Source organism: Arcicella aquatica (assembly GCF_034928825.1).
In the GTDB taxonomy this organism is placed as follows: Bacteria; Bacteroidota; Bacteroidia; order Cytophagales; family Spirosomataceae; genus Arcicella; species Arcicella aquatica.
The window spans coordinates 133,343-150,114 of sequence record NZ_JAYFUL010000010.1 but is presented as its reverse complement, the minus strand read 5'-3'; the positions used below and the strand labels follow the sequence as shown (position 1 = coordinate 150,114).

Genomic DNA, 16,772 nt, shown 5'->3' with positions numbered 1-16,772 from the left:
GGACTCAAATCCCTCAATATGGATAAATGATTTTAAGTTTTTCACAAATCTACCTTTTGCATTTTTGGCGTTAGCAAATGAATAATGCCCCAAGCTAATAAATAGGCAAAACCACAGGCTAAGAAAATGATATTATAGCCTCCGTTTAGGTCACCAAGTAATTTATACTTATCTAAAATAATTCCAATAAAGTAAGGGAACAAGACACCTCCTAAAGAACCTGCCATTCCTCCGATTCCTACTACAGAACTAATGGCTTTTTTAGGAAACATATCTGATACAGTAGTAAAAATATTAGCACTCCAAGCCTGATGAGCGGATGCTGCTAAGCTAATCAAAAATACTGCTTGCCAAATGTTAGTAGCATAACGCGCTAACACAATAGGTATAACGAATATGGCAAAAATCAACATGGCTGTTTTACGAGCTTTGAAAACTGTCCAGCCCTTTTTAATAAACCATCCTGATAAATAGCCACCCCCAATACTGCCTATGGTAGTAAAAGTATATAAAACGGCTAAGTGTATGCTTGGCTTTTTTAAATCTAAAGCAAAAGTTGACGAAAAATAAGATGGTAACCAGAATAAGAAAAACCACCAGATAGGGTCCGTCAGAAATTTACCCGTAACAAATGCCCAAGTTTGTTTATATTTAAAAAGTTGTAGCCAAGGCACTGATGCTGTAGTACCTTCTTCTTCTTCTTCATTATCACTATGAATGTGCTGAAACTCTTTAGCTGAAAGGTTTTTCTTACGAGTGGGAATTTCATAAATAAACCACCAAAAAAGTAGCCATATAAAACCGATGGCTCCCGTGATGATAAATGCTTCTTCCCAACCATAAGCACCCAAAATCCAAGGCACCATGATAGGAGCAACTACTGCCCCAATGTTTGCTCCAGAATTAAAAATACCCGTTGCCAAAGCTCTCTCTTTTTTAGGAAACCATTCTGCAACCGATTTAATGGCCGCAGGAAAGTTTCCAGCTTCTCCAAAACCTAACGAGGCTCTTGCAATGCCAAAACCTAAAGTTGTTTTAGCTGCTGCATGAAAAATAGCGGCAATACTCCAAATAATAATAGAAATGGTATAACCGAGCTTTGTACCAATTTTATCAATAATGCGTCCGAAAATCAATAAGCCAATCGCATAAGCGGCTGTAAACGACATCACGATTTTTGAATAATCGCTTTCTGTCCAAGATAATTCTTTTTCGAGCGTTGGTTTCAATAGACCTATTACTTGTCTATCGAGATAATTGATGGTTGTGGCAAAGAATAATAAAGCTACAATCGTCCAACGGTAAGTACCTGAATTTTTCATAGAGAATGGTTAAAACTTAACAACTTCCCAAAATGCTTTTTTGGGCTTAAGGTTTTTATCAAATAAAAGCGGGAAGTCTTTTCTACCTGTTACAGGAAAATTATCCAACCAAGAATATTGGTCTGAAAGATTCCAGAATGTTACGCTGGTAATGTTTTGTTTATGCTTTCTGAAAACATCAAAAACCATTTTATATTGCTGTATCTGCTTCTGTTCCATTTCATCCGTGAAAATACCTACTCCATCGTTTTCCCTCCTTTCACGTCTTTCATGTTCTTTTGGATACACCGAAATATCTAGTTCAGTAATCTGTATTTTCAAACCCAAACTCGCAAATTTGGTAATTGATTCTTCTAATTCACTTTGTGTAGGTTCATCAATAGACCAATGGGCTTGTAAACCAACGCCATGAATAGGTACTCCTTTTTGTTTGAGCCCTTTTAATAATTGATAGATTTTTTCTCTTTTAGCTTTACTTTCAGTGTTATAGTCATTGTAAAAAAGTAATGCATTGGGGTCGGCTTCATGAGCATATTCAAAAGCTTTGGCGATGTATTCTTCTCCTATAATCTCATAAAATTTAGATTTTCTATACATTGAAAGTCCAGTGTCGGGCACAGCTTCATTGACTACGTCCCAAACATAAATTTTGCCTTGATAATGTTTTACTACCTCAAAAATATGTGCTTTTAAACGAGCTAATAGTTCCTCTTTCGTAACGACTCTATTATCTTTTTTAAAGAACCATGCAGGTGTTTGGTTGTGCCAGCACAAATTATGCCCCCGTACTTTCAAGCCATTTTGCTGAGCAAAGGCTACCATCTTGTCTGAGGCTTCCCAATTATACACATTCTCTTGAGGATGAATGGGCCCCATTTTCATAGAATTTTCAGGCGTAAGGCTACTGAATTGTTGTACAATAAAGGAAGATTCTGCACCCTCATTCACCATCCGAGGGTTTACTGCTACACCAATGGGGAAATAGGCTTGATAATAATCTTTGAGTCCCTTGACCTTTTCGCTTTGAGCGAAAAGGCATAAAGAGCTACAAGTATATAAAACGGTTAAAAGGGTTTTCTTCATTTATTTGTAAGCAGTGATTGTTTGAATACTTCCATCTGGATTATACTTCAACTCTGTCACTTTTACATTTCTTAAATGTGTTTTTCCAGAAAGCTGTACATCATGATAGAACAAATACCATTTTCCTTTGATTTCTACAATAGAATGATGGTTTGTCCAACCATCAACAGGATTCAATACTACTCCTTTGTAAGTAAATGGTCCATAAGGATTATCTCCTATAGCATAATTGATAAAATGGGTATCACCTGTTGAATAAGAGAAGTAATACTTGCCTTTGTATTTATGTAACCAAGACGCTTCAAAAAAACGTTTGGTATTGTCGCCTGCCAATAATACTTTACCATTCTTGTCTAGAATCTGTACATCTTTTGCTTCCTCGGCAAAGCTTAGCATATCCTTACTTAATTTGGCTATTTTAGGAGCTAAAGCAGGTTGTTTATCATCTTGCAATTTCCCTTTAGGGTCATAGCTTCCTGTTTTCCAACGTTGTAATTGTCCACCCCAAATACCTCCGAAATACATATAATAACTACCATCAGTATCTTTAAACACACATGGGTCTATGCTATAACTGCCTTTAATGGGTTCTTTTTCTGCTTTGAATGGCCCTACGGGACTTTTGCTAGTGGCTACGCCTATTCTAAAAACATCATCTTTATCTTTTACTGGAAAATATAAATAATAGGTTCCGTTTTTAAACGCAGCATCAGGAGCCCACAACTGACGACCTGCCCAAGGAATATTTTTAATATCTAAGGCAACGCCATTGTCTGTTACTTTCCCTCCTACTTTATCCATTGATAAAATATGAAAATCTTTCATATCAAAATGTCCACCCTCATCGTCTTCTTTCACGCCCGACTCAATATCATGTGAAGGATAAATATAGATTTTTCCATTAAATACATGGGCAGAAGGGTCGGCTGTGTAAATATGAGAAACCAAAGGTTGCGATATAGGCTTTTTCGCTTGTCCGAAGACAGACAAAGATGCAGCCACTAAGCATAAGGATAAGAATTGTTTTTTCATGGATAATTAAAATTAAGAGTGTGTAATAAGCAATTTTCAGTGCTTCACGTATTTATCAAACATTGATTTAAAAGCAAATATTATAATAATATCTGCTTTTTACAAGATTATTACAATAAAAAACTAGAACACATAAGAACTGTTTAAAACTATAGAGTCAATCGACTCTATAGTTCATGATGATTAATGGTCAGGTAATGATTAAAACCCGATTGAATTTCCGCCATCTACAGGCAACGAGGCTCCTGTAATATATTTGGCAGCTTCTGAAGACAGGAATACGGCAGCCATACCAATATCTTCTGGTTTTCCAAAGTACCCCATAGGCGTGCGGTCGAGTGCTTTATGCTTTCTAGCAGGGTCAGAATTCATTGCAGTCTGTGACATTGCCGTTTCGATAAACCCTGGGGCAATCGCATTTACACGCACATTGTCGATAGAAAACTCCATTGCTAATGCCTTAACCATACCTTCTACGCCACATTTTGAAGCTGTATACGCCACCACTCTGTCTATCCCATAATAGGCAGCCATCGAAGAAATCATCAAAATTGAGCCCTTCTTACGTGGTAACATTTTTTTAGCACAGGCACGGGTTAAAGCAAATACGGCATTCAAGTTAGTATGCACGATACGGTTGAAATCTTCATCGGTAACTTCTACCGCAAATTTTTTCATATTGATACCTGCATTGTTTACTAAAATATCAATAGCACCTATTTCACTTTCTATTTGCTCTACCAAGCCTTCTAAGTGTTCTAAAACTGTTACATCATTCACAATATAAAAAGCACTATCACCCAATTCAGCAACCGCATCTTTTAAGGCTTGCTCACGTCTACCTGTAATAACTACTTTCGCTCCTGCCGTAACCATGCATTGAGCAATGGCAAAGCCAATTCCACTTCCGCCCCCAGTAATCAGGGCAATTTTTCCTTCTAATGAAAACATGATTTTTTTAGCTTTAAGCTGATAGCTATGAGCCATTAGCTTTTTTACTATTGATTTTTTAAAATATTATAATAAATGTCTGTGCCTTACTAATTCAAGGTATCAAGAAAAAACTCATAGCTATTAGCTCATAGCTACCTCAATTGATACGTTTCTACTAATGTTTTTACTTCCTCCAGACTTCTTTCGGGTTTTGGGAAAGGAGCAGGAATTGGCATTTTTGAATATTGCTGAAAATACAACACACAAGCATCTCTCCACCAAATGGCTTCTCTTTCCTGTACAGCTAGTCTACCTGCTACATCTTCAAAAATCTCTTTATCAACATTCGACTTCACGGATGACCATTGCTGACGCATTTCTTTTACTGAGGCTAATCCTGTATAATATCTAGTACAAAGTTCATCCCAAAGCGTATTCCCTGTTGATAATTTAGTTTTCCAGCCTACATGATGAAACCATAGTAAATAGGGCAATGGAGTTTTGTTAGGGTCATTCCATTGATTTTGTACTTCTGGTGCATACAGCAAAAGGGCTTCTGTGCCTTTTTTTGTTCTATCAAAACCAAGACCTACACTATCAGCACGATGATAATATGCCGATGCCCAGTCAGGACGTGCACTTCTCTCTAACCAAGGCTCAGGGCCGTAATGAATGCCTTGTCCCATAATATGGTGAAGTCCCAACGGAGTAGTAAAATTCACATAGTTTTCACGCGAGGCTAACAATATATTCGTAACCGTTTTTACTGCTTTCTCATCTTGCATTAAGGTCATTTTAGTCCATTCATCTGCGATTTGTGCTGATGATAATTCATGGTTCCACGCCAATCTACCAAATGCATACCAATTAGCTTGCGACATAAAATGACCCGTCCAATTACGGTCAGAACCCGTATTGGCTACTCCAGCAATGGCCGTTAAATTATAATCATGCAAAGAACCATCAACCACTTTCGCTACTGTTGAGCCTTTACCTTTTACATAAGTATCTGATTCAAGACATTCTTTGAAGAGGGGCGCTAAATAAACCAAATTGGTAGAAAATCCCAGATACTCTTGGGTAATCTGAAATTCCATCGCCAGTGGTGTTTTAGGCATAGCTCCAAAAAGTGGGTGAAAAGGTTCACGTGCTTGGAAATCAATCGGGCCATTTTTGACCTGAACAATTACTTTTCTATCAAATTGTCCATCTAACGGTTTGAAGTCATTATAAGCTTCTTTGTAGCGATCACCTTTGGGGTCATCTTTTGAACTTGGTTTATACACAAAGGCACGCCAAATAACTACACCCGTAAAAGGTTTTAAAGCTTCCGCCAACATATTTGCACCGTCGGCATGTGTTCTTCCAAAATCCTGTGGACCAGGCTCTCCTTCAGAATTAGCTTTTACCAAATACCCTCCAAAATCTGGAATAATACTGTAAATTTCCTTTGTTTTGGCTTGCCACCAAGCACGTACTTGAGGGTCGAGTGGGTCTGATGTTTTAGCTCCCTTTAAAATTTTGGGAGCAGCAAAATTCACCGATAAAAATATTTGAATGCCATACGGACGAAAAACATCTGCCAAGGCTTTTACCTTTAAAAGGTATTCTTTGGTCATGAATCTTGCACTAGCATTTACATTATTGACTACCGTTGCGTTAATACCAATTGAAGCATTCGCACGCGCATAATCTTTGTAGCGAGGGTCGATATTTTCAGGTAATTCATACCATTTCCATAAAGATGAGCCTGCATAACCTCTTTCGATAGTTCCCAATGGATTATCCCAATGGTTCAACATCCGTAGTTTGATTTTAGGATTACTCGTGATAAAGATATTTGCTAACGATTTTCCTGTCTGTATACTTCTTAGCAATTCAAATGTTCCATACAATATCCCTTTTTCGGTATTACCAGAAACCACTACATTGCCATTCTGATTGATAATGGTAAATCCTTCATCATTCAATGCTTGATTTTTCGAAAGTTGAAGTACAATTCCACCTGCATTTTTTGAGGTACTCAATACTGAAACTTGCTTACCAAGCAATCCTTGTAAACCACTTTTTAATTCATCAGTAGCTACTTTGATGATTTCATGTTGAGTATTGGCTACAATAAATTTTGTAAAATGTGCGTAACTTTCTCGTTGTTGCTTATTACTGATTAAATCATATTTCAACCATAAACGATAACCATCATCGGCAAAGGTATTCATACTGACAAAAAACAGTAAAAATCCTATTATTTTTTTATACATAATTTTATAATGTTTTGGCAATAATGTGGATTATTTCAGACTGCGTTCTATTCCTAATTCTAAACCTCTTAATTCTGCCAAGCCTTTTAAGCGACCAATGGCAGAATAGCCTGGATACGATTTCTGCTTGCCTGTTTTCTCTAAATCATCCAACATCAAATGCCCGTGGTCTGGTCGCATCGGTATCGACACAACACCTTCATTGGCTTCTTTTCTTCGATTTTGCTCTAGCACAATGGCTTTCACCACTTCATACATATCCACATCTCCATCCAAATGGGCAGCTTCATGAAAATTGAGTGGATTTTCTTCTCGTTTAGTGGTACGTAAATGAATAAAATGAATCCGTTCTCCAAATCGCTGAATCATTTTTGGCAAATCATTATCTTCTCTTACGCCTAAAGAACCCGTACAAAAAGTAATACCGTTGGCTGTTACATCAGCCGCCGCCATTAGTTGTGCTAAATCATTTTCGGTACTTACTACTCTTGGTAAACCCAATAATGACTTCGGAGGGTCATCAGGGTGAATACATAAATTCACGCCTAGCTCTTGGGCTAAGGGTGCTATCTGCTGAATGAAATAATATAAATTTGCCCGTAATTCGGCATCACCAATATGTTTGTAATTATCTAAAAGTGCCTGAAAATTAGTTAATTCAAAGGCTTCTTCTGAACCGGGCAAACCTAATAAAACAGTGTTGGTAAGCAAAGCAAGCTCTTCGGCAGACATTGCTTTCATCTTTTCTAATGCTGAAATTTGTACTGCTTCTGTATAATCTAACTGTGCATTGGGTCTTTTCAGAATGTATAAATCAAATAGCGCAAAATCTTCCCAAACAAACCTAAGGGCTTTAGCACCATCAGGCATTTCATAATTCAAGTTAGTTCGTGACCAATCCAATACAGGCATAAAATTATAGCAAACTGTTTTGATGCCACAAGTCGCTAAGTTCTGTAATGAGGTTTTGTAGTTTTCAATGTATTGCTCACGCGAAGGCAATCCTTTTTTAATGTCCTCGTGTACAGGTAAACTTTCTACTACTACCCACGTAAGCGGACTATATTGTGCATTACCTTCTTCTATTATTTGAATACGTTCCTTGATTTTTTCGACAGTCCAAACCTCTCCTACAGGAATTTGGTGTAAAGCCGAAACTACACCCGAGCAACCTGCTTGTCGAATGTGCATCAGTGAAACGGGATCGTTGGGTCCGAACCAACGCATTGTGTGCATCATACTCATATTTTGTAAGCTAATAATTTTAAAAAACGGTAAGCACAAAAGCCTTAGGCTTTTGTTAACTTATGTGCAAGTGTCTGGGCTTTAATGGATAATTCCGTTGCCAAAAAGCAATGTTCTTGCGTCATCGCCGTTTCTGTACGATTCACAATATCATTCACTAATTGTTCTCCATAAGGTAAAAACTCGTTGCTACAATCTATGTATTTAGTTTCCTTGTTGTTTACCAAGTATAAATTATTCCCGTGGTCATAGGTTGCTATGTCTATATTTTTACGAATCTCAATGTATCCTTCTGTACCCAGAATAGTAAGGCGACCATCACCCCAAGTTTTCAGTCCATCTGGCGAAAACCAGTCAACTCTCACATAGCCTGAACCTTCGTTACCACGCAACATCACATCACCAAAATCTTCAAATAATGGATATTGAGGATGATTGACATTAGCAATTTGCGAAGCTACCACTTCTGCTTTTGTTGAGCCTGTAAAAAACAAAAACTGGTCGCATTGATGCGAACCAATGTCACACAGGATACCTCCAAATTGTTTTTTATCAAAAAACCAAGCAGGTCTTGAATTAGCATTTATTTTATGAGGGCCTAATCCGATTGTTTGCACCACTTTCCCAATAGCCCCTGCCTTTACCAGTTCTCCTGCTTTTACAGTAGCTTTATTTTCAAAGCGTTCACTATACATGATGGAGTAGATTTGCTTGGTAGCTTTTTGTACTTTTCTTACTTCTGCCAATTGTTCTAGCGTTGTAATACCGGGTTTATCCGACATATAGTCTTTCCCATGCTTCATCACTCTAATACCTAGTGGAGCTCTTTCGTTAGCAATGATAGAACTCAATACCAATTGTATCGACTTATCTTCCAGAATTCCTGTTTCGCTCGAAGCCAACTTAGCATTCGGATACTTTTTGGCAAAATTAGCCGCTAAATCTGCCTCTTTGGCATAAAATGCAACCAATTCTCCTCCCCCACGAATTACTGCCTCAACCTGACCGTAAATATGGGCGTGATTCATGCCTATTACTGCAAATTTAATTTTAGGCGCAAGGTGTCTATGAATGTATGGTGAACTAATAGTTTCTATTTTGGTAGCACTAGCCATGAGTTCTTGCGAAACACCCGACATTAACACCATGCCCGCTGCGGAAGAAAGCGTATTTTTAAGAAAATCTCTGCGATTGTTTTGTCCGTTTTCCATCGTCTTTTTCGGTTTTTTCTACTTGTTAGATTGAGTTTTTTTAGCAATCTCCAAAGCCTTGGTTGTTGTGTAATATTTTGAAATCATATTAGGTACTTCCCATGAAGGTAATTTACCCGCTTTCAAAAATTCCAAGTATTTTTCGGCAACTCGCCCAAAATGGGCTTCATGACCTTCTTTATATTTTTCTGGTATCAACACTTCCCACCCTTTTGCATTTTTCTTTACAGCAATTCCTTCAAAATTCTTTTGCAAAGCTGCGACTGCTTTTAAAAGAGCAGGTTCATAAGTATCAGCAGGGTTGATAGGCTCGATATACAACGTTGGCTTATAACCTTGTTCTGCTCCCTGACGAATGATAAGATTAGCTTTTGTACCACGCATGATAGAATAATGCGTATCGCCACCACCCTCTGGTGCTTTATAAGCCCATATTACTGAAGTTTTGGCATGAATACCTTTTAGTTGATAATTGATTTCCCCATTTGCATATATTTTCAGGGTAGTATCATTAGCTAAATCTTTCTTCAAAAATGCAGGAAAACCATCTGTTTTAGTAATCGTTTTAAACTGACTCAAAGTCATATCCGTCGTCCAACGCTTGGCACTAGTTATGTTGACATCTTTTTGATAGTCAATCACTTGTTCAGGGAAACATTCCCATTGAATCAAATCTACCAAATGCGTTGTCACATCCACCACGCCTTCACCTTGTTGAGCGACATCCATAAACCAAGTTGGTCGCGTTAATACACTGCCAGATACATACTTATAAAAATGATGAACGCTTTCTTTCGTAACTGCGGGATTATCAGGCGTTCCTTTTTCTAACGTACCAAACACAGCGGGAATCCCTGAAAATGCCCTTTGAAGCATCGTGCTGATTTCATAGCGTTCTGTCATGATATCATAAAGCAGTACTTTCTTTTTAGCAGCATTGCTAAAAGTAGCTTTTAATCTCGTGAAATCTTTTGCATCAATTATCATCGGTTTGTCAGCAAGCACATTGAATCCTGCATTGACCGATTTCTCTAAATAATCTGCTTTGATTCTATTGTTTCCAGCTATCACTATTACATTCCCTGCTTTTTCAGCTAGCATCTTTTCAAGATAGTCGCTACCCGCATATACCTTTTCTTGCCAATGAGTAGGATTATCTGCCCGAGCGTTATAAGAATTGATTCTATCAATATGAAATTGCACGTCATTACCAACAGGTGAATAAACATGTACTATCGGACTTACATCTGGATACATATTTTTTTGAACTAGTGCCGCATGAAAATGCCCAGGGTCGAGGGTGATTATTTTTACTGCTGGCACTGATTGTGCTTGTGCATATACACTTGAACACAATCCTATTCCAATGCACAAAAGCGTTTTATTGATTACTTTCATTATTATCTCTTTTTAGTCTCTAAATAACTCATTGTTAAATTTTGATAGCATAAGGTGCTCGCTGCTCTCTTGCTAACAGTAAATTTGCCTCTGGGTCATTGATAAATCTTTCTTGTGTTGGATTCCAAAATAGTTTCCTATCAAGCTTCATCGCAGCATGATGCAACAAACAAGCAGTACATGAACGATGTCCTATTTCTGTGGGTGCTATTGGTTCTTTTCTAGAAACAATGCTTTCCAGCCAGTTTCCATGATGGTCTTTACTAACTGTCAAGTGTATTTCGTTATCACCAATGACAGAAGTTATTATTTTAGGGTCGCTTGCGTCCAAGGCTTTTGGGGCATTTTGTTTCGCTGTAGGGTCGCTTGAAGTAACGGCAGCGTCTCCTCTTGATACAAAAATCCATCCCTCTGTTCCTTCAAATTTAATACCGTTGGGCAATTCATTGCTTACAACCATCCTTACGCCGTTTTCATACATTGCCTCAGTTCTGAAAATTCCATGAACATTCCAAAGTCCTTTTTTAGGGAAATCTGCTTTACCCCAAATCTCAATAGGACCTGTATGTTCTGTATTCATAGCCCAGTGTGCACAGTCTATATGGTGCGAACCCCATCCTGTTATCATACCAGCACCAAACTGCTCGCAACGCAACCAACCGGGGCGGTCGAAACCTGATTGTGGATGTACTCTTTTTTCAGTATAATATACGTCTGGCGTTGTTCCCAGCCACATATCATAATTAAGGTTTTTCGGGATAGGCATTTGAGGTTCTTCATCACCTGATGGGTCACCCGGCAAACCCACATAAACAGTCTTTAAAGTGCCTATTCTACCATTTCTTACCAATTCTGCGGCATACCTAAATTGGTTTGATGAACGTTGCTGACTTCCTACTTGTACTATTCTTCCTGATTTTTTCACGGCATTAGCCATCATTCTTCCTTCTGAAATAGTCAAAGAAGCGGGCTTTTGCATATATACATCTTTCTTGGCACCTACAGCATGAATCACTATTGGGGCATGCCAATGGTCGGGCGTACTTACCAATACCGCATCAATATCCTTGTTGAGTAACAGTTCTCGATAATCTGTATAGGTTTTTACACCGTCAAATTCTTTTCCTGTTTTCTTTGAATAAAAATCATTTACTAGCTTTTTAGCTGATTCAACACGATTGCTGTCTAAATCACACACAGCCATTATCTGAGCATTATCGAATTTCCAAACGCCAGGCATATCATGCCCTCTTGAAATTCTACCTGTACCAATTGCCCCGATGTTTATTCTATTACTGGGAGCATTCTTCCCAAACACAGAAGCTGGAACAATGGTTGGAAAACCTGTAATGATAGAACTTGCTAAAGTTCCTTTAATACCTAAATCAAGAAATTGTCTTCTAGATATTACATTTTTCTGTTCTTGTGACATATCCGTTTTATATTCAAAAATTAAAAAGGTTCTTAATGCTTTACTTGATAACTAATGTGTTTTTTCATGCTACAAGCTTTTATTCACTATTTAAATCAGCATGCTTATTAACTCAATATTCAATAGTATCTTGTATAAATATTTTTATATTATATGATGTAAAACAATGCTTATGTCGCTGGTATCAAAAGTATCATAGCGTAGTATATCTACTGGTTTATGCTACCTAAATATTGTTATTTTAATTGAGAATGTAAAGATGGAAATTAATTTTTATTATGCAATCGGTTGCATAAATATTTTATAATTATTCCAATTAAATATTTTACTATTTAGTTTCACAAAAATAAGAAAAGCTATCAAAAGAGCCAAAAAGGGCATAAATAACCATTAAATGATAAATCAGGTTAAGAAAGGTCAAATCATTTATAAACATTAATGCTGTAATATTTTCAATTGTTGCATAAAATTGTTTTATAATTGTACCATAATTATCCAATGAAAGAAATCCCAAGCATGATATTCTAGCAATAGGAATCTGGAAGGGTCATAAAGTTTATATCATGAGTAAAGAAATAACTATTTACGACATTGCAAATCAATTAAAGTTATCGCCTGCAACTGTCAGCAGGGCTTTAAATGATCATCCTGCCATTAATGAAAAAACGAAGTTATTAGTCAATGCCAGAGCTACCGAATTGGGCTATCGTTCTAATAAATTTGCGAGCAATCTTCGTAAACAAAAAACGAATACTATCGGTGTTATTGTGCCTAGGCTGAATAGCTACATCATGTCTACTGTTATTGCAGGGATGGAGAAAGTGGCCAATGAAGAAGGTTTTAATTTGATTATTAGTCAATCGCTTGAATCACAAAAAAAGGAAATCGCCAACGCAAAAACAATGTTTAGCAGTCGGGTAGATGGCTTATTGGTTTCTGTAGCTTTTGATACTGATTCCTTTGAACATTTTCTGCCTTTTATGAAAAAGAAAATTCCTTTGATTTTCTTCGACCGTATTTTTGAGAATAGTGATTGTCCAGATATCGTCATTGACAATGCCAAGGCGGGTTATGAAGCCACCAAACACTTGATTGAACAAGGACGAAGAAATATTGTCCATATTACAGGTAATTTAAAAAGGAATGTTTATTCCGACCGACTTAAAGGATATCAACAAGCACTTACAGAACAAGGCATTCCCCTGAATCAAGATAATGTTTGGGTTACAGCCCTAAACCTAGAGGCTGGGCGAGAAATAGCTCATCGAATAAAGGCATTAGCCAACAAACCCGATGCGCTTTTTATTGCCAGTGATTTATGTGCTGTTAGTTGTATCGCCACTTTGAAAGATTTGAAAATAGATATCCCTAAAGATATTTCTGTAGTAGGTTTCAATAATGACCCTGTTGCACAAGTAATTTCACCTAAGCTAACTACTATTCATTATCCTGCTAAAGAAATGGGGGAAATGGCTGTAAAAAGTTTGATAAATCACTTAAAAGGCAATATGAATCTGGATACTACCACTACGATTACTTTACGTTCTGAATTGATTATTCGAGAATCAAGTTTGTTTTCGAGAGATTAGCTATCGAAGCTGTTTAAACTCTCCCTTTTGGGTTAAACTAAGTCTTTTAGAATAGCTTGTTCCAAAATTTACTCAACGTAGCGATGCTATGCTTCCCAAATTTTGAAAAAATCAATTCAAAAATACAATACTTTCACCTAAGAAACGGAAAGTTTAAACAGCTTCATCATTAAAAATTGCATTTTTAAAAAATATCATCGACCTTAGAGGAATGCAATTTAATAATTAATTTATGCCAAATCTGAACGTTAAAATCAATAAAGATAATACCTACGATGCCATCGTGATTGGCTCTGGAATGAGTGGCGGTTGGGCTGCTAAAGAACTTTGTGAGAAAGGCTTAAAAACATTAGTCCTTGAAAAGGGAAGAATGGTAAACCATGTGGAAGATTACCCAACCATGATGTTGGATCATTGGGAACTTGAACATCGTGGTGGACTTTCGTATGAAGACCAACAAAAGCAACACATCCAGATACGAAGTGGGTTTGTTGGTGAATCCACCAAACATTTTTTTACAAATGATGTCGATAATCCATACCAAGAAAAACAACGTTTCGACTGGATTCGGGGTAATCATGTTGGGGGGCGTTCACTCACTTGGGGAAAACATGTGTATCGTTGGAGCGATTTAGATTTTGAAGCCAATGCAAAAGATGGCATTGCTATCGACTGGCCTATACGTTATAAAGATTTGGCTCCTTGGTATTCTTATGTAGAAAAATTTGTGGGCGTAAGTGGCGAGAAATTAGGTCTTGACCATTTGCCCGATGGAGAATTCCTTCCTCCATTTGAATTAAACTGCTTGGAAAAACACTTTAAAACAGAAGTAGCTAAAAAATTCAATGGTCGCCCAGTCACAACGGGAAGGGTAGCTCATCTTACAGAACCACAGCCACAGCACTTAGCTTTAGGGCGTGGCAAATGTCAAAACCGTAACCGTTGCTCAAGGGGTTGTCCGTTCGGGGCATACTTTAGTAGTAATTCTGCTACTTTACCCGCTGCAAACAATACCCGCAACTTTTCTATTCGTCCAAACGCTATCGTTCATTCTATCATTTATGACGAAAAAACACAACGTGCTACAGGTGTAAGGGTAATTGATAGCGAAACAAAAGAAGAGATTATTTTCAAAGCCAAAATCATTTTTAGCTGTGCTTCTACTTTAGCCACCACTCAGATTTTATTAAATTCCAAATCAAGCCGTTTCCCCAATGGAATGGGGAATGATAGTGGTGAATTAGGGCATAATTTAATGGACCATCACTATAGAACAGGAGCCATGGGTTCCTATGATGGTTTTGAAGACCAATACTATAAGGGGCGTAAACCAACAGGCTTGTTTATTCCAAGATATGTAAATTTGAATGACGCTTCTAAAAATCCAAACTTTATTCGTGGTTATGATTACCAAGGAGCAGGTGGTGGCAGAGGTAACTGGGGAAGAGGTGTAAGTGAAGAGGGCGTTGGGGCAGCCTTTAAGGAGTCGTTATTTAAGCCAGGAGGCTGGGGAATGGCATTGATGGGTTTTGGGGAAGTATTACCATACCACGACAATATGGTAAGCTTAGACTCAGAGAAAACCGACAAATGGGGAATTCCACAATTGGTTTTTGATGCTGGATTGAAAGAAAATGAAATGAAAATGCGTGAGCAAATCAGGATAGATGCTGCCGAAATGTTGGAAAATGCAGGTTTTAAAAATGTAAAGACCTTTGATAATGCTGGTGGACTAGGCGTAGGCGTGCATGAAATGGGAACGGCTAGAATGGGAAAAGACCCTAAAACCTCTGTGCTCAACGGCAATAATCAAATTCATTCAGTGCCTAATGTATTTGTAACAGACGGGGCTTGTATGACGTCTGCTTCTTGTGTTAATCCTTCTATTACTTATATGGCACTTACAGCACGCGCTGTTGATTTTGCTGTAAATGAGTTGAACCGTAAAAATTTGTAACATCATGAATCGCAGAGAAGTCCTTAAAAATACATCCTTATTCTTAGGTTACAGTTTATCAGCTGGTGCCTTGTCCGAACTTTTTATTGCTTGCCAAAAAGAAGCGCAGTTAAACTGGAAGCCTGTATTTCTTTCAAACAATCAGGCAAACCTAATTGCGGAAATCACAGAAACGATTTTACCGAAAACAGAAACACCTGGAGCAAAAGAGCTTGGCGTACCTCAGTTTATCGATAAAATGTTAAAAGATATGCTTTCGGAAGAAGACCAGAAAGCATTTGTGGAAGATTTAGAGAAGTTTGATAAAAGTTGTGAAGAAGCCTACAAAAAGCCCTTCATTGAATGTACACAGGCAGAAAGAGAAGCCTTTTTATTAAAAGCAGATAAAGAAGGTGGCAAGCTCCCTCCTAGTGCTTGGGGCATTACTTTAGTAGCAAAACCAGCGCCAATTTCATTTTTCAGGAGGCTCAAAAGCTTGACATTATTGGGTTATTATACTTCTGAAAAAGTGGGTAAAGAAATACTTTCGTACGACCCTATCCCGGGAGAATTTATTGCTTGTATGCCCTTGGATAAAGTCGGTAATGCTTGGAATGAATAATATTACCTCTGAAGCTGTTTAAACTTTTCCTTTCGGATTAAACTAAGTCTTTTAGCATAGCTTGTCCCAAAATTTACTCAACGTAGCGATTGCTATACTTCACAAATTTTGAAAGAATCAATTCAAAAATACAGTACTTTCACCTCAGAAACGGAAAGTTTAAACAGCTTCTCTATCAAAAAGAGTATTCAAACTTACTTTTGCCTTTTGGGTGTATCACTCAAAAAATATAACATAATAAAATGAAGAGATTTTGTCTTGCCCTTGATTTAGTTGACGACCCACAGCTCATCACTGAATATGAAGCCTATCATCAAAACGTTTGGGAAGAAATAAAAGCTAGTATTTTGAACGCTGGGGTTATAGATATGGAAATCTATAGAATTATGAACAGACTGTTCATGATTATGGAAACGGAAGACGATTTTTCGTTTGATAAAAAAGGAGAAATGGATGCTAATAATCCTAAAGTACAAGAATGGGAAAAACTAATGTGGAAATACCAATCAGCCTTACCTATTGCCAAAGAGGGTGAAAAGTGGCTTTTGATGGATAGAATTTTTAAGTTAGTATAAAGTGAAATGCCTAAACTTTTGAAAAGTTTAGGCATTTCACTTTATAGCCTAGACAATTTTTATACTTTCAACTTTGCCAACTCATATTTTTCTTTAAATAAGCTGATTCCTATCATTTGCGATGATACAAATT

At 37.4% G+C, this 16,772-nt stretch carries 13 protein-coding genes; 4 read left to right on the top strand and 9 right to left on the bottom strand.

Translation table 11 applies throughout. The features are described from left to right. Positions 1-41: 41 nt before the first annotated feature. The 9 genes from VB264_RS08780 to VB264_RS08740 form a co-directional block, all read right to left on the bottom strand. The gene (locus tag VB264_RS08780; RefSeq protein ID WP_323248560.1) at positions 42-1,322 is read right to left on the bottom strand and encodes an MFS transporter; all 1,281 of its coding nucleotides are present in this window, start codon (positions 1,320-1,322) and stop codon (positions 42-44) included. A gap of 9 nt (positions 1,323-1,331) precedes the next feature. Then, positions 1,332-2,405 carry an endo-1,4-beta-xylanase gene (locus VB264_RS08775; RefSeq protein WP_323248558.1) on the bottom strand — a complete coding sequence of 358 codons (1,074 nt, stop codon included), beginning with the start codon at positions 2,403-2,405 and terminating at the stop codon, positions 1,332-1,334. After that, positions 2,406-3,437 carry a glycoside hydrolase family 43 protein gene (locus VB264_RS08770; protein ID WP_323248557.1) on the bottom strand — a complete coding sequence of 344 codons (1,032 nt, stop codon included), beginning with the start codon at positions 3,435-3,437 and terminating at the stop codon, positions 2,406-2,408. A 201-nt stretch (positions 3,438-3,638) separates the two neighbouring features. Continuing rightward, a complete protein-coding gene (locus VB264_RS08765; RefSeq protein ID WP_323248555.1) occupies positions 3,639-4,388 on the bottom strand; it encodes an SDR family NAD(P)-dependent oxidoreductase in 750 nt (249 codons plus the stop codon). Positions 4,389-4,522: 134 nt separating this feature from the next. After that, entirely contained in the window at positions 4,523-6,631 is a 2,109-nt protein-coding gene (locus VB264_RS08760; protein ID WP_323248554.1) for an alpha-glucuronidase family glycosyl hydrolase, read from the bottom strand. 30 nt (positions 6,632-6,661) lie between these two features. Beyond that, positions 6,662-7,876, bottom strand: a complete 1,215-nt coding sequence (gene uxuA / locus VB264_RS08755; protein ID WP_323248553.1) for a mannonate dehydratase — start codon at positions 7,874-7,876, stop codon at positions 6,662-6,664. Between the two features lie 44 nt (positions 7,877-7,920). After that, positions 7,921-9,087 (bottom strand): Gfo/Idh/MocA family protein, encoded by a 1,167-nt coding sequence (locus VB264_RS08750; RefSeq protein ID WP_323248552.1) that lies wholly within the window; start codon positions 9,085-9,087, stop codon positions 7,921-7,923. Between the two features lie 18 nt (positions 9,088-9,105). Continuing rightward, complete coding sequence (locus VB264_RS08745; RefSeq protein WP_323248550.1) at positions 9,106-10,485, bottom strand: putative oxidoreductase C-terminal domain-containing protein; 1,380 nt, start codon at positions 10,483-10,485, stop codon at positions 9,106-9,108. 34 nt (positions 10,486-10,519) lie between these two features. Beyond that, positions 10,520-11,917: a Gfo/Idh/MocA family protein gene (locus VB264_RS08740; RefSeq protein ID WP_323248549.1), complete on the bottom strand. Its 1,398-nt coding sequence runs from the start codon at positions 11,915-11,917 to the stop codon at positions 10,520-10,522. A 563-nt stretch (positions 11,918-12,480) separates the two neighbouring features. Here VB264_RS08740 and VB264_RS08735 point away from each other — a divergent pair. From VB264_RS08735 to VB264_RS08720, 4 genes are all read left to right on the top strand, one after another. Then, positions 12,481-13,506, top strand: a complete 1,026-nt coding sequence (locus VB264_RS08735) for a LacI family DNA-binding transcriptional regulator (RefSeq protein ID WP_323248548.1) — start codon at positions 12,481-12,483, stop codon at positions 13,504-13,506. A gap of 232 nt (positions 13,507-13,738) precedes the next feature. Continuing rightward, positions 13,739-15,463, top strand: coding sequence for a GMC family oxidoreductase (locus VB264_RS08730; protein WP_323248546.1), 1,725 nt, complete (start codon positions 13,739-13,741; stop codon positions 15,461-15,463). Positions 15,464-15,467: 4 nt separating this feature from the next. Then, the gene (locus VB264_RS08725) at positions 15,468-16,064 is read left to right on the top strand and encodes a gluconate 2-dehydrogenase subunit 3 family protein (protein ID WP_323248545.1); all 597 of its coding nucleotides are present in this window, start codon (positions 15,468-15,470) and stop codon (positions 16,062-16,064) included. Positions 16,065-16,306: 242 nt separating this feature from the next. Beyond that, positions 16,307-16,639 (top strand): L-rhamnose mutarotase, encoded by a 333-nt coding sequence (locus tag VB264_RS08720; protein ID WP_323248543.1) that lies wholly within the window; start codon positions 16,307-16,309, stop codon positions 16,637-16,639. Positions 16,640-16,772 lie beyond the last annotated feature (133 nt).